Here is a 13,619-nt window from a genome sequence, read left to right as displayed (position 1 = left end):
CCGCAGCCTCCCGCAGCGCCGCCGACTCCCCCGTCCGCGGCGCTGCGGGAGGCTGCGGGGTGTCGGGGGTCGGATCGCTCATGGCGGGAGAACCTTTCGTCTGATCGCTCCAGAGTTCCAGCGCGGGCGACGCGGTGTCAAACACCGCGTCGCCCGATGTCCGCGCCGATAGGCTGGGCGGTCGAGGCGTCCCGAGCCCAGTCGAGACACCCCCGAGCCGAGGAGAACCGCCATGTCCGCCGAACGCGTCGTCCTGGTCACCGGAGGCAACCGCGGCATCGGCCGTGCCATCGCGGAGCGGTTCGTCGCCGACGGCTACCGGGTCGCGGTGACGGCGCGGTCGGGCGTCGGGCCGGAGGGCACGCTGACCGTGCGCGCCGACGTGACCGATGCGGCATCCCTCGACGCCGCCTATAACGAGATCGAGCAGACGCTCGGACCGGTGGAGATCGTCGTCGCGAACGCGGGCATCACCCGCGACACGCTGCTGCTGCGGATGACGGAGGACGACTTCGACGACGTCGTGGCCACCAACCTCGGCGGCACGTTCCGCGTCGTCAAGCGGGCGGCGAAGGGACTGCTGCGCGCGAAGTGGGGGCGGGTGATCCTCATCTCGAGCGTCGTGGGTCTCTACGGCTCGGCCGGTCAGATCAACTACGCGAGCTCGAAGAGCGCCCTCGTCGGCTTCGCGCGCTCGCTGACCCGGGAGCTCGGATCTCGGGGGATCACGACCAACGTCGTCGCACCGGGGTTCATCGAGACCGACATGACTGCGGAGCTTCCCGCGCAGACTCAGGACGAGTACAAGCGGAGTATCCCGGCGGGCCGGTTCGCGACGCCCGGCGAGGTCGCCGGTGTCGTCGCCTGGCTCGCCTCGGACGAGGCGGCATACATCTCGGGCGCCGTGATCCCGGTCGACGGCGGCCTCGGCATGGGGCACTGAGGTCAGGGCAGCAGCGGGACGACGTCGCGCAGATCCGTCCGTGCGATCACCAGGTCGGCGTGCGCGCGCACGGCCGGCTTGGCGTTGAAGGCGAGGCCGAGCGCGGCCGCCGCGAGCATCCGGAGATCGTTCGCCCCGTCGCCGATCGCGATCGTGCGGCGCGGGTCCACCCCGAGCTCCTCCGCCCAGCCCCGCAGCGCCTGCGCCTTCGCCTCTGCGTCGACGATGTCGCCGTCGACCTCGCCGGTCAGCGCGCCGTCCCGGACCGCGAGCCGGTTGGCGCGCCAGAGGTCCACGCCCAGTCGCGGGGCGATGTCGTCGAGGATCTCGTGAAAACCCCCGGAGACGACCGCGACGACGCCGTCCCTTTCGTGCACGGCCTCCACCAGCTCGGTCACTCCCGCCGTCGGTTCGATCCGGGCGATCACCCGCGCGAAGGCCGAGGCGGGGACCCCGCGGAGCGCGGCGACGCGCGAGCGCAGGCTGGTCGCGAAGTCGACCTCGCCCCGCATCGCGGCCTCCGTCGCGGCGGCGACCTCGGCGCCACGACCCGCTTCGTCGGCGAGGAGCTCGATGACCTCGTTGCGGATCAGTGTGGAGTCCGCATCGAGGACGACGAGCAGGCGCGCGGGAGAAGAGCGGTGGGTCACTCCTCCACCGTAGCCCGGCGGGTCACTGCTCGACGCGGATGCCCTTGCCCACCACCGTGATGCCCGAGTCGGTCACGGTGAACCCGCGCTGCAGATCCCTCTCCCTGTCGACGCCGACGGTCGCGCCGTCTGCGAGGACGACGTTCTTGTCGAGGATCGCCCGGTGGATCCGCGCTCCCGCGCCCACGCGCACACGGTCGAACAGCACCGAGTCGGTGATCGTCGAGCCGCCGCCGGCGAGCGTCCACGGCCCGACGACGCTGCGCTCGAGATGAGTGCCCGACAGCACCGAGCCGAGCGACACGATCGAGTCGATGGTGTTGCCGATCCGGCCGACGGCATCGCGCACGAACTTGGCGGGCGGGGAGTTGACGAGCTGCGAGTGGATGGGCCACTGCATGTTGTAGAGGTTGAAGATCGGCAGGGTGGAGATGAGGTCCAGGTGCGCGTCGTAGAACGACTCGATCGTTCCGACGTCCCGCCAGTACGCCCGGTCGCGGTCGGTCGACCCGGGGACGTCGTTGCGGATGAAGTCGTAGACCCCTGCCTCTCCTCGTCCGACGAAGTACGGGACGATGTCGCCGCCCATGTCGTGGTTCGACGTCGGCAGCTCGCCATCCGACTCGACGGCCTCGATCAGCGCGTCGGTGTCGAAGATGTAGTTGCCCATCGACGCCAGCACCTCGTGCGGACTGTCGGTGAGCCCCGCGGGGCTCTGCGGCTTCTCCAGGAACTCGCGGATGCGGGTGGGGTCGTCGGGCTCGACGTCGATCACGCCGAACTGGTTCGCGAGGCCGATCGGCTGGCGGATGCCGGCGACCGTGGCGCGGGCGTCCGAGGCGATGTGCGCTTCGAGCATCTGTCCGAAGTCCATGCGGTAGACGTGATCGGCGCCGACCACGACGACGATGTCCGGCTTCTCATCGTTGATCAGGTTGAGGCTCTGCAGGATCGCGTCGGCGGATCCAGAGAACCACCGCTTGCCCAGACGCTGCTGAGCCGGCACCGAGGCGACGTACGCGTCGAGGAGCGCCGACATCCGCCACGTCTGCGAGATGTGCCGGTCGAGGCTGTGCGACTTGTACTGGGTGAGCACCACGATCTGCCGCAACCCGGAGTTGATCAGGTTGGATATGGCGAAGTCGATCAACCGATACTGGCCACCGAACGGGACCGCGGGCTTCGCCCTGTCGGCCGTCAGCGGCATGAGGCGCTTGCCCTCGCCGCCGGCGAGGATGATTCCGAAAACCTTGGGTATGGCCGGCATGGCACCACACTATGCCGCGCCCTGCGCGCTGTACTAGCGTCCTTGACATGCGCGTCGACATCGTTTCGAAGGAATACCCCCCGGAGGTCTACGGCGGCGCGGGCGTCCATGTCGCCGAGTTGGTCTCGGCGCTCCGCGAGCGGATCGACGTGCGTGTGCGTGCGTTCGGTGCCCCCCGTGGGGAGTCGGGCACGACGGCCTACGGCGTGCCGGGCGAACTGCGTGCCGCGAATCCCGCGATCCAGACGCTCGGCACCGATCTGGAGATCGTCGACGACGTCGCCGGCGCCGACGTCGTGCACAGCCACACGTGGTACGCGAACTTCGCCGGCCACCTGGCGTCGCTGCTGCACGGGATTCCGCACATCGTCACGGCGCACAGCCTCGAGCCCCTCCGTCCGTGGAAGGCCGAGCAGCTCGGCGGCGGCTACGCCGTGTCGAGCTACGTCGAGAAGACGGCCTATGAGTCGGCGGCGGCGATCGTGGCCGTCAGCGGCGGGATGCGGGCCGACATCCTCCGCAGCTACCCGCAGGTGGACCCCGCCAGGGTGCACGTGATCTACAACGGCATCGACGTCGAGGCATGGCATCCTGTCGAGGACGAGGGCGTCCTCGCCTCCCTCGGGATCGACCGGACGCGTCCGTCGGTCGTGTTCGTCGGACGCATCACCCGGCAGAAGGGGCTGCCGTATCTCCTGCGCGCCGCGCGTCTGCTGCCCCCCGAGGTACAGCTGGTGCTCTGTGCCGGTGCGCCCGACACCGCCGAGATCCTGGCCGAGGTCGAGGGTCTCGTCCGGGAGCTGCAGGAGACCCGCGACGGTGTGGTCTGGATCGACCGGCATCTGCCGCGGCACGAGCTGTGCGCCGTGCTGACGGTCGCAACGACCTTCGTCTGCCCGTCGGTGTACGAGCCGCTGGGCATCGTGAACCTCGAGGCCATGGCGTGCGGGGCGGCCGTGGTCGGCACGGCGACCGGCGGGATCCCCGAGGTCGTCGTGGATGGGGTGACCGGCCGGCTCGTGCCGATCGAGCAGGCGCAGGACGGCACCGGCACCCCGATCGACCCGGACGGCTTCGTCGCCGATCTCGCGCGTACCCTGACCGAGGTGGTCGGCGACCCCGAGCGGGCGCGGGAGCTCGGGGCCGCGGGGCGGCGGCGGGCTGCGGAGGAGTTCAGCTGGGAACGGATCGCCGCCCAGACGGAGGAGCTCTACCGCAGGGTCGTCAACGCGCGGTGAGGCCGCGTGCGCGGCGTCCGCAGGCGGTGGCCGGGTAGGCTGGTGCGCATGCCGCAGGTGCTCGATTTCTCCGACGTCGTCGTCCGCCGCAACGCGAAGGACATCGTCTCGCACCTGGACTGGCGCGTCGACGACGATCAGCGTTGGGTGGTGCTCGGCGCTAACGGCGCGGGCAAGACGACGGTGCTGCAGCTGGCCGCATCCCTCGATCACCCCACTTCCGGGACGGTGACGATTCTCGGCGAGCGCCTCGGGCGCACCGATGTGTTCGAGCTGCGCCCGAGGATCGGCTTCGCCTCGTCGGCGATGGCCAGGCGCATCCCCGCCGAGGAGACGGTGCTGAACGTCGTGCTCACGGCGGCGTACTCGGTGCTCGGCCGGTGGAACGAGCAATACGACCGCATCGACGAGCGTCGCGCCCTGCGCGTGCTGGCCGAGTGGAAGCTCGACCACCTGGCCGACCGCACGTTCGGCACGCTTTCCGACGGGGAGCAGAAGCGGGTGCAGATCGCCCGGGCGGTGATGACCGATCCGGAGCTGCTGCTGCTGGACGAGCCGACCGCGAGCCTCGACCTCGGGGCGCGCGAGGAGCTGATGGCGCTGCTCGGGGGGTACGCGCAGGCGCCCACCACCCCGGCGATGGTGATGGTGACCCATCACGTCGAGGAGATCCCGGTGGGCTTCACCCACCTGCTGCTGCTGCGCGACGGGGGAGTGGTGGCCGCCGGCCCCATCGCCGAGACCCTCACGGCGCAGAACCTGTCGACGACGTTCGGGATGCCGATCGCCGTCAGCGAGGCCGGCGGCCGCTACGCCGCACGCGCCGCCCGCTGATCCGCAACGCCTCCCGCCGGCTTACCGTGGCGCCGACGGCGCCGGGGGCCCGAGGTGCGGCGATCGATGCCGGACCCTGATAGACTTGCTCCTTGGTGCGTCACGCACCGAAGACTTGTCTCTGACGCACCCCGCAAGGAATCCCATGAAGACTGACATCCACCCCGGTTACAAGGCCGTCGTGTTCCGCGACCTCGGTTCGGGCGAGACCTTCCTGACGCGCTCGACCGTGACCAGCGAGAAGACCATCGAGTTCGACGGCGTCGTGTACCCCGTCATCGACGTCGAGATCTCGTCGGCATCGCACCCGTTCTACACGGGCAAGCAGCGCATCATGGACTCGGCCGGTCGCGTCGAGAAGTTCAACCAGCGCTTCAAGAACTTCGGCGCCAAGTAGGACGCCTTCGCGCGAGAGCCCCGCTCCGGCGGGGCTCTCGTCGTTCCGCTGATGGAGTCGGATGCCGGATCGGCCCGCGCCGGAGCGGTCAGCGGATCGGCCAGCGGCCGTCGACTGGGTCGTCGGGGTCGATCCGGCCGATCCGCACGAAGTACTCGGTGAGGCTCTCTGCCTGCTCCCGTGCCCAGCCGATCTGGCGGGTGTGCAGTTCCGCGCCGTCGGCGGGCAGGACGTCGCCGTACCGCTCGGCGAGCGCCTGGGCCACCCGGCCCGCCGCGATCGCGTCGGCGGCCGCCTCGTGCGCATCGACGAGCGGCACGGCGTAGTGCGCGGCGACGACGTCGAGCGTGCGCTTGCCGCGACGGTAACGGTCGAGCGCCTTGTCGAGCACGAGGGGATCGACGATCGGCGACGGCTCGACGATCGGGTCGAGCCCGTGGCGCTCGGCCTCGTGCTTGAGCATCGAGAAGTCGAAGGGGGCGTTGTAGGCGACGACGGCGATGCCGCGGTCGAAGAGCGCACGGAGCGCCCGCAGTATCTCTGCCACCACCTCGGCCGCCGGCCTGCCCTCGGCGCATGCGCGTTCGGTGGTGATGCCGTGGACGGCCGTCGCGCCCGCGGGGATCTCGATTCCCGGATCGGCGAACCAGGCCTGCGTCTCGCACACCCGTCCGTCCCCGTCGAGCAGCCCGACGTGCGCGGTCACGATACGGTCGGTCGTGACGTCGACCCCCGTCGTCTCGAGGTCGAACACGCCGATGCTGTCCGCCCATCCGGGTCTGTCGAAGAGCGGAAGCGTGTCGGTCGGCCACGGGTTCATGCCCCTCACGGTACGTGAGGGGCCCGACACCGCTGCGGGGCCACGCCGCGATCGCTCCTAGACTCAGAGGGTGAACGCCGCGCACCCCTACGCCGAGCTGCTCGCGACGATCCCGGTCGAGCGGCGCGCCGTGCCCGTGCTCGGCGGCGACACCGTCTATTGGGTGTACGGTGACGCGGACGCGCCCCGCACCCTGCTGCTGGTCCACGGGTTCCGCGGCGAGCATCACGGCCTCGAGCCCGTCGTGGCCCATCTTCGCGGCATCCGCATCTTCTCGCCGGACCTGCCCGGCTTCGGTGAGACCGCGCCGTTGCCCGGCCGCGTCCACGACGTCGAGACGTACGCGGCGTGGCTCGCCGACTTCGCGGCCGCCGTCGCCCCCGGCGCTCCCGTGCTCGGACACTCGTTCGGGTCGATCGTGTCGGCGGCCGCGGTGGCGGGCGGACTGCCGACGTCCCGCCTGATCCTCGTCAATCCGATCGGCGCCCCGGCGCTGGAGGGTCCGCGGGGCGTTCTCACGCGCCTCGCCGTGCTCTATTACCGCGTGGCCGCGCGGCTTCCGCGCCGGCTCGGCGATGCGGTGCTCCGCAACAGCCTCATCGTCCGGGTGATGAGCGTGTCGATGGCCAAGACGAAGGACCGCGAGCTCCGGCGGTTCATCCATGCGCAGCACGATGCGTACTTCGCCCGCTTCGCCGATCGCGACGTGCTGCTCGAGGCCTTCGTCACGTCGGTGTCCCACGACGTGCGGGCCTACGCGCCGCGCATCTTCGTCCCGACCCTGCTGGTCGCCGCGCAGCGCGACGACATCACGCCCATCGAGGCGGAGCGGCGTCTGGTTCGGATGTTCCCGAGCGCCGAGCTGGTCGAGATCCCTGACGTTGGACACCTCATCCACTACGAGACCCCGGCCATCGCGGCGGAGGCGATCAGGCGCTTTCTTCCGCCTTCCGCCGACGGTACGCGTTGACGTTCATGCGGTTTCCGCAGTTGCCGGTGTCGCAGTAGCGTTTCGACCGGTTGCGCGAGTAGTCGACGTAGACCGCGTCGCAGTCGTCGGCCTCGCACACCCGCATCCGGCTGTACTCGTCGGAGCGGATGACGTCGACGACGGCCATCGCGGCCTCCACCAGCATGCGCGTGGCCAGGGGGGCGTCGTCGTCGGTCGCGTGGACGTGCCAGTCGTACGGATCGTGCCGCACGAGCTGGGGGAGGGCATGGCCGTCGGCGAGCATCTCGTTGACGACCGGCACGGCCGCGTCGCGGTCGAGGTCCCAGAGGGTGCGCAGCCGTCCCCGGATGCCGCGAACGCCGGCGAGCTCCGCGTCGTCGTGGAGAATGGCGCCGGAGTACGGATGCTGGGCCAGGAACGCCGCCATGTCCTCGTGCGCGACGAGCTGGTCGACACCCTCGAAGACGGTGCCCGGAAGCGTGTTCACGAGATCCGCCGCCATGGCGAGCGACGATTTCGTGTCATGGCTGAAAACGATGTTGACTCCTGACCACAGCGGACGCTAGTGTCACTAGCGTAACCAAATCATACTCCTGACAGGCGGAGCTGCCGATGGTCACACCGACCGCATCCATACCCATCATGGGCCCGTCCGCGCTCATCGCTCAGCCCCGCGCCGCGGGACTGGCTATCGGGCTCGTCTCCGCGCTGGCGTTCTCCTCCAGCGGTCCGCTGGTGAAGCCCCTGCTCGAAGCGGGCTGGACCCTGGGCGCGGCGCTGCTCGTGCGAATGACCCTGGCGGCCGTCGTCCTGTCGCCGGCCATCGTCATCGCGGCGCGCCGCCGGCCCGGCCTGATCCGACGTCAATGGCGGATCATCGTGGGCTTCGGGCTCACGGCCGTCGCGGGCTGTCAGATCTTCTACTTCGCCGCGATGCAGCGGATGCCGGTCGCGGTCGCTCTGCTCATCCAGTACCTGGCGCCGGTGCTCCTGGTGCTCCTCGCCTGGATCCGCACGCGGCGCGCCCCGTCCCGGCTCGTGATCGGCGGCTCCCTCGTGGCGATCTGCGGGCTGGTACTGGTCGTCGACATCTCCGGGGCGGCCTTCGACCCGCTGGGGACCGGGTTCGCCCTCCTCGCGGCCTGCTGCGTCGGCGCATACTTCCTGCTGTCCGAGCGCACGGGCGAGGAGCTCCCGCCGCTCGCCCTCGCGGCCGGCGGCCTCGTGGTGGGAGCCGCCCTCATGCTGGTGCTCTGCCTGGTCGGCATCCTGCCGTTCGCGATGCCGATGGTCGAGGTCGTGCTCGCCGGGATGGAGATTCCGGCCGTCCTGTCGATCCTCTGGGTCGGCGGCGTCGCGACCACGCTCGGCTACGCGCTCGGAGTGAAGGCGGTGCCGCTTCTCGGCTCCCGCGTCGCCTCCTTCGTCGGCCTCTCCGAGGTGCTCTTCGCCCTCGGCTTCGCATGGCTTCTGCTCGGGGAGGCGTCCGGGCCGCTGCAGATCCTCGGCGGAGTGCTCATCGTCGCCGGCGTCGTACTCGTGCGGCTCGACGGGCGTTCGTCCGCCGAGCCGCACGGCGAGGCGGCTACCGTTCCGGTCGTGCCAGCTCCATGAGCGGGACCACCCGATAGGGGATCACCTCGTCCATGACGAGCGAGGTCTCGGTGCGTTCCACGCCGTCGATCGAGAGGATGCGCGCGTCCGTGTCGAACAGGTGCTGGGCGTCGCGGCAGGCGACGCGGACGAGGAGATCGACGGCGCCGCTCAGGCCGTGCGCCTGCATGACCTCCGGCACGAGCGCGAGATGCTCGCGGATGCGGGGGAGGTCGTGCTGGCGCACCATCACGCTGAGGTACGCCTCGATCGGGAAGCCCAGCGCGCGCGACGAGATCGCGCGCTGGTAGCTGAGGAACGCCCCCGCCTTGTCGAGACGCGCCATCCGCGCCTGCACCGTGTTGCGGGACAGGCCCAGCCGGTCGGACAGCGCGACCACGGTGGCGCGGTGATCGTCGGCGAGCGCGCCCAGGAGTTCGAGGTCTATGCGATCGAGAGGTGGCACGATGCTCGACACTACCAGGGCATCACGGGGCGCATGATGCAGGATGCGCAGCGATACGGTGATCGCTTGAGCTAGCTGCTGAACGGGAGTGAGTCTTCGCACCGGCTCGTGGTCCCCGCGGATCACGACATCCGCGTTCCCGTTCCCGCGGGTAACGTGAGCACATGACCGAGCTCGCCCTGGGACCCGCGCTGCTGTTCTGCCCGGCGGACCGGCCGGAGCGCTTCGCGACCGCCGTCACCCGTGCCGACGCCGTCATCGTCGATCTGGAGGACTCCGTCGCCCCCGAGGCGAAGACCGCCGCGCGCGGGGCGCTGATCGACTCGTCGCTGGACCCCGACCGGGTGATCGTGCGCGTCGGCGCGGTCGGATCCGCGGACTTCGCCCTCGACATCGCGACGTTGTCGCAGACGGACTACCGCACGATCATGATCGCGAAGGCGGAATCCCGCAAACGCATCGCCCGCATCGATCCGCGCTTCCGGGTGGTCGCCCTGTGCGAGACGGCACGCGGCGTCGGCGCCGTGGAGCGCATCGTCGAGCTCGACAACGTCGTCGGCGCCATGTGGGGAGCCGAGGATCTCGTCGCGAGCCTCGGCGGGACCTCCAGTCGCAAGCCGAACGGCCGATACCGCGATGTCGCCCGCGCGGCACGGTCCCGCGTGCTGCTCGCGGCAGGGGCACGGGGGAAGGCCGCCATCGACGCCGTCCACCTGGACATCTCGGACACGAAGGGCCTCGCACGGGAGGCGGCGGATGCCGCGGCCTCCGGTTTCACCGCGTCGGCCTGTATCCATCCCTCGCAGGTCGAGACGATCCGCGCCGCCTATCGCCCCGGCGCCGCCGAGGTCGAGTGGGCGTGTGAGGTGCTGGACGCGGCGCGCACGCACGTCGGGGTCTTCGCGCATCGGGGGCGCATGGTCGACGAGCCGGTGCTGCGCCACGCCCGAATCGTGCTGCAGCGCGCGCGGTCGCGCTGATCACGGCTCAGGCGGCGGCGTAGGAGAGCAGCCGGAGGCGCTCGCGTTCCCAGAGGATGTGGTGGGCCGACCCGTTCGGCAGCCGCTCGCCGGCGACGGGGAACGCGTCCGCGCTCGCGTGAGCGATGACCTCGCGGATGAGCGCGCCGTGCGCCACGACGATCACGGTGGATTCCCCCGGGGCGGATTCGCGGCGCGCCTCGGAGATGACGCGCCGGAGGCCGGCGAGCGCACGGCTGCGCAGGTCGGCGCGTGACTCGGCGTTCGGCACCTCCGCCGAGTGCCAGTCCCCCCAGCGCTGCGCGAACGTGGCCGCGTCCAGCCCCTCGGCATCGCCGTAGGCGCGTTCGCGCAGCTGCGGGTAGAGCCGCGGGGAACCGATGCCGAGCTCCGCGCCGATGATCTCGGCCGTCTCGCGCGCGCGAGACAGATCGCTCGCGGCGAGCCGCGCCGTGGCCGGGTCGATGTCGGCTCGCAGTGCCGCGGCGGTGTCGCGCGCCTGCGCGCGTCCGGTGTCGTTGAGCGGGATGTCGGTCGAACCCTGGATACGGAGGTTCCGGTTCCAGTCGGTCTCACCGTGGCGGATGAGGATGATGCGGGTCATGGTGCGGTGGTGTCCTGGCGTTCGTCGGGGGCGGACGTCATCGCAGGGACGGCAGAGCATCGGCGAGGGCCGTGAGGACCTCGCTGGTCCCGGCGTCGACCTTGACGGTCGCGCGGGCGTCGACACGCGTCTGACCGCGATTGACGATGACGACCGGCAGCCTACGGCGTCGGGCGCGCTCCACCAACCTGATGCCGGAGTTCACGACGAGCGAGGAGCCGGCCACGAGCAGCGCCTCGCTCGTGCGGACGAGCTGCTCCGCCTCACGGAACTTCTCGGCCGGGATGAACTCGCCGAAGAACACGACATCGGGTTTCAGCATCCCGCCGCACACGGAGCACACGGGGATGCGGAAGCCCTCGGCGCTCTCCGGGGCCACATCGCCGTCGGGGCCGAGCGGCAGCTCCTCGTCGACGTCCAGCCAGGGGTTGTCCGTCTCGACGCGGGCGGCGAGGTCCCGCCGGTCGAACACCTGGCCGCACTGCAGGCACCCGACGCGGCGCATCGTGCCGTGGAGTTCCACAACCCGGCGGCTGCCGGCGCGCACGTGGAGCCCGTCGACGTTCTGGGTGACGACCCCGGTCGTCACCTCGGTGCTCTCGAGCCTCGCGAGGGCGCGGTGGCCGGGGTTCGGCTCCGCGGCCGCGAACCGGCGCCAGCCGAGGTGGCTGCCCACCCAGTATCGGCGTCGGGCGAGGTCGCTGGAGAGGAACTCCTGCACGGTCATGGGTGTGCGTGCCGGTGCGCCCTGGCCGCGGTAGTCCGGGATGCCGGAGTCGGTCGACACGCCCGCACCGGTCAGAACGGCGACGCGGCGTCCGGCGAGCGCATCGATCGCGCGCTTCACCTGGGCGTCCGTCGTCGCGTCGGGATCCGTCACGACAGGCACAGTACCTCCTGTCTGCGAGCCTACGCCCGCCGCTTTTCCGGGATGTTTCGTCCGGCCGGGCATCGAGCGCGTGCCCGGGCCTGGTTAGGTGGGGAGCCGGGAGGAACGATGCGTATCGAACGGGTGCCGGATGCGGCGGACCCACGGCTCGCCGACTATCGGGATCTGACGGACGTCGCGCTGCGGCGAGTGCGCGAGCCCGCGGACGGACTGTACATCGCCGAGTCGGCCAAGGTCATCGCGCGGGCGCTGCGGGCGGGACATCGTCCGCGCTCGGTGCTGGTCCAGGAGAAATGGCTCGACGAGGTGGCGATGCTGGTCGGGGAGACGGACGCGCCCCTCTACGTCACCACCGCGGAGACGGCGGAACGGCTGACCGGATACACCGTGCATCGCGGGGCGCTCGCGGCGATGCACCGGCCGCCGCTGCCCGCCGTGGCGGAGGTCCTCGCGGGGGCGCGGACCGTGATGATCCTGGAGGACATCGTCGACCACACCAACGTCGGGGCGGCCTTCCGTGCGGCGGCCGGGCTCGGCGCCGACGCGGTGCTCGTCACCGAACGGTGCGCGGACCCGCTGTACCGGCGGAGCGTGCGGGTGAGCATGGGCACGGTCTTCCAGGTGCCCTGGACGCGGCTCCCCGCCTGGCCGGAGGCGAGCGGACTGCTGCGCGCCGCGGACGTGCACCTCGCCGCGCTGGCGCTCGCGGAGGACGCCGTGGCCCTCGACGTGTTCGCGGCCTCGCGTCCGGAGCGGGTCGCGCTGCTTCTCGGCGCCGAGGGCGACGGACTCAGCCGGGCGGCGCTCGGTGCCGCCGACACCGTCGTCACCATCCCGATGGCCGGTGGGGTCGACTCGCTGAACGTCGCGTCGGCATCGGCCGTGGCCCTGTGGGCGCTGACCCGCCCGCCGCGCTGAGAGTCGTCAGTCGGCGGCGGGCGCGTCCGCGTCCGGTCGCCGGGAGGACAGGACCGGTGACGGCTCGGGACGCTTCGCGGTGATGTCGTCGCCGGAGGACTGGTGTCGCAGCCGCCGCAGCACCCAGGGCACGAAGTGCGTGCGCGCCCACACCAGGTCGCCCGCGCGTGCGGCGCGCCAGCTCAACCGGGGGAGCGGCTCGGGCTGCATCGGCGCGAGGTCGTTGGGCACGTTCAGGGCGCGCAGCACCATGCGGGCGACCTCGTGGTGGCCGAGGGTGTTCAGGTGCAGGCGATCGTCGGCGAAGAACCGGGCGTCCTGGATCTCCTTCAGCGCCCACTGATCGGCCACGATGCAGTCGTACTTCTCCGCGATCGCGCGCAGGTTCTCGTTGTAGATCGCGACCTTTCCCCGGAGACCGCGCATCACCGGGGAGAAACCCGTGTCGATGCCGGTGAAGACCAGGACCGTGGCCCCGCCGGAGCTCAGCCGGATCACGGCGTCCTCGAACTGCTCGGCGGTCTCGTCGGGATCGGTGCCGGGGCGGATCACGTCGTTGCCGCCCGCGCAGATGCTGACCAGGTCGGGTTGGAGGGCGAGGGCCGGCTCCACCTGGTCCGCGACGATCTGGCCGATGAGCTTTCCCCGCACCGCCAGGTTCGCGTACGCGAAGTCGTCGACGGAGGCGGCGAGGACCTCTGCGACGCGATCGGCCCAGCCGCGGTTGCCGCCCGGGGAGTCAGGGGAGGGATCGCCGATTCCCTCCGTGAACGAGTCGCCGATCGCGACGAAGCGGCGCCACGGGTGCGTCTCGGGATTGGGCACGTAGGGCGTGCGGTTCGCGGAGATCGTGTCATCCGGGCTCTCGTCGGCGTGGTTCGCCGTGCCGTTCGGGGCGGGGTCGTCCGTGGGCGGGGTCGAGTCGGTCGTCATCGCTTCACCTCGTCGCCAGCCTAACCCGCGGGCGTGGGAGGGTGCGTCCGAGAGTCGGCGGCGTCGCCTATCCTGGACAGTCGCGATCGGACGCCGGACAGTCGCGATCGGAAGAGAGAGGGCGGAGGTGATGTC

Annotated in this window: 16 protein-coding genes; 8 read left to right on the top strand and 8 right to left on the bottom strand. The window is 71.0% G+C overall.

The window, feature by feature from the left end; genetic code table 11:
• Window positions 1–232 precede the first annotated feature (232 nt).
• On the top strand, window positions 233–943 hold the full coding sequence (fabG, locus tag GVL03_RS01845; RefSeq protein WP_159498900.1) for a 3-oxoacyl-ACP reductase FabG: 711 nt from the start codon (window positions 233–235) through the stop codon (window positions 941–943).
• Between the two features lie 2 nt (window positions 944–945).
• Here the strand turns inward: fabG and serB are convergent, their stop codons facing one another.
• Window positions 946–1,593 (bottom strand): phosphoserine phosphatase SerB, encoded by a 648-nt coding sequence (gene serB / locus GVL03_RS01840; protein WP_159498898.1) that lies wholly within the window; start codon window positions 1,591–1,593, stop codon window positions 946–948.
• Window positions 1,594–1,615: 22 nt separating this feature from the next.
• A complete protein-coding gene (locus GVL03_RS01835; protein WP_159498896.1) occupies window positions 1,616–2,860 on the bottom strand; it encodes a glucose-1-phosphate adenylyltransferase in 1,245 nt (414 codons plus the stop codon).
• 47 nt (window positions 2,861–2,907) lie between these two features.
• Here GVL03_RS01835 and glgA point away from each other — a divergent pair, with 47 nt between their 5' ends.
• The 3 genes from glgA to GVL03_RS01820 all read left to right on the top strand — a co-directional run bounded on the left by glgA (window position 2,908) and on the right by GVL03_RS01820 (window position 5,329).
• Window positions 2,908–4,098 (top strand): glycogen synthase, encoded by a 1,191-nt coding sequence (gene glgA, locus GVL03_RS01830; RefSeq protein ID WP_159498894.1) that lies wholly within the window; start codon window positions 2,908–2,910, stop codon window positions 4,096–4,098.
• 48 nt (window positions 4,099–4,146) lie between these two features.
• Window positions 4,147–4,932 (top strand): ABC transporter ATP-binding protein, encoded by a 786-nt coding sequence (locus GVL03_RS01825; RefSeq protein ID WP_159498892.1) that lies wholly within the window; start codon window positions 4,147–4,149, stop codon window positions 4,930–4,932.
• 145 nt (window positions 4,933–5,077) lie between these two features.
• A complete protein-coding gene (locus tag GVL03_RS01820) occupies window positions 5,078–5,329 on the top strand; it encodes a type B 50S ribosomal protein L31 (RefSeq protein WP_159498890.1) in 252 nt (83 codons plus the stop codon).
• Window positions 5,330–5,417: 88 nt separating this feature from the next.
• Here the strand turns inward: GVL03_RS01820 and GVL03_RS01815 are convergent, their stop codons facing one another.
• Window positions 5,418–6,149, bottom strand: coding sequence for an exonuclease domain-containing protein (locus GVL03_RS01815; RefSeq protein ID WP_159498888.1), 732 nt, complete (start codon window positions 6,147–6,149; stop codon window positions 5,418–5,420).
• Window positions 6,150–6,219: 70 nt separating this feature from the next.
• Between GVL03_RS01815 and GVL03_RS01810 the strand changes: the two genes are divergently transcribed.
• On the top strand, window positions 6,220–7,119 hold the full coding sequence (locus GVL03_RS01810; RefSeq protein WP_159498886.1) for an alpha/beta fold hydrolase: 900 nt from the start codon (window positions 6,220–6,222) through the stop codon (window positions 7,117–7,119).
• Here GVL03_RS01810 and GVL03_RS01805 read toward each other — a convergent pair.
• Window positions 7,079–7,639, bottom strand: coding sequence for a CGNR zinc finger domain-containing protein (locus GVL03_RS01805; protein ID WP_200847020.1), 561 nt, complete (start codon window positions 7,637–7,639; stop codon window positions 7,079–7,081). The two genes, GVL03_RS01810 and GVL03_RS01805, sit on opposite strands and share 41 nt — an antisense overlap.
• A gap of 74 nt (window positions 7,640–7,713) precedes the next feature.
• On the opposite strand from GVL03_RS01805, the gene GVL03_RS01800 reads away from it, so the two are divergent.
• Complete coding sequence (locus GVL03_RS01800; protein WP_159498882.1) at window positions 7,714–8,715, top strand: DMT family transporter; 1,002 nt, start codon at window positions 7,714–7,716, stop codon at window positions 8,713–8,715.
• On the opposite strand, the gene GVL03_RS01795 is transcribed toward GVL03_RS01800, so the two are convergent.
• Window positions 8,687–9,160, bottom strand: a complete 474-nt coding sequence (locus GVL03_RS01795; RefSeq protein WP_159498880.1) for an Lrp/AsnC family transcriptional regulator — start codon at window positions 9,158–9,160, stop codon at window positions 8,687–8,689. The two genes, GVL03_RS01800 and GVL03_RS01795, sit on opposite strands and share 29 nt — an antisense overlap.
• Before the next feature lie 164 nt (window positions 9,161–9,324).
• Here GVL03_RS01795 and GVL03_RS01790 point away from each other — a divergent pair, with 164 nt between their 5' ends.
• The gene (locus GVL03_RS01790; protein WP_159498878.1) at window positions 9,325–10,140 is read left to right on the top strand and encodes a CoA ester lyase; all 816 of its coding nucleotides are present in this window, start codon (window positions 9,325–9,327) and stop codon (window positions 10,138–10,140) included.
• A gap of 7 nt (window positions 10,141–10,147) precedes the next feature.
• Here GVL03_RS01790 and GVL03_RS01785 read toward each other — a convergent pair whose 3' ends face one another.
• Both GVL03_RS01785 and GVL03_RS01780 read right to left on the bottom strand, forming a co-directional pair.
• Window positions 10,148–10,744 carry a histidine phosphatase family protein gene (locus tag GVL03_RS01785; RefSeq protein ID WP_159498876.1) on the bottom strand — a complete coding sequence of 199 codons (597 nt, stop codon included), beginning with the start codon at window positions 10,742–10,744 and terminating at the stop codon, window positions 10,148–10,150.
• A gap of 37 nt (window positions 10,745–10,781) precedes the next feature.
• On the bottom strand, window positions 10,782–11,624 hold the full coding sequence (locus tag GVL03_RS01780; protein ID WP_235037974.1) for a Sir2 family NAD-dependent protein deacetylase: 843 nt from the start codon (window positions 11,622–11,624) through the stop codon (window positions 10,782–10,784).
• Between the two features lie 117 nt (window positions 11,625–11,741).
• Here GVL03_RS01780 and GVL03_RS01775 point away from each other — a divergent pair, with 117 nt between their 5' ends.
• Window positions 11,742–12,551, top strand: a complete 810-nt coding sequence (locus GVL03_RS01775) for an RNA methyltransferase (protein ID WP_159498872.1) — start codon at window positions 11,742–11,744, stop codon at window positions 12,549–12,551.
• Between the two features lie 6 nt (window positions 12,552–12,557).
• Here GVL03_RS01775 and GVL03_RS01770 read toward each other — a convergent pair whose 3' ends face one another.
• Window positions 12,558–13,484, bottom strand: coding sequence for an SGNH/GDSL hydrolase family protein (locus tag GVL03_RS01770; RefSeq protein WP_159498870.1), 927 nt, complete (start codon window positions 13,482–13,484; stop codon window positions 12,558–12,560).
• Window positions 13,485–13,619 lie beyond the last annotated feature (135 nt).

This window comes from Microbacterium sp. 18062, assembly GCF_902706225.1.
Lineage (GTDB): Bacteria > Actinomycetota > Actinomycetes > Actinomycetales > Microbacteriaceae > Microbacterium.
Note: the sequence above shows the minus strand (reverse complement) of the source record. Positions and strands in the feature narration are given on the sequence as shown.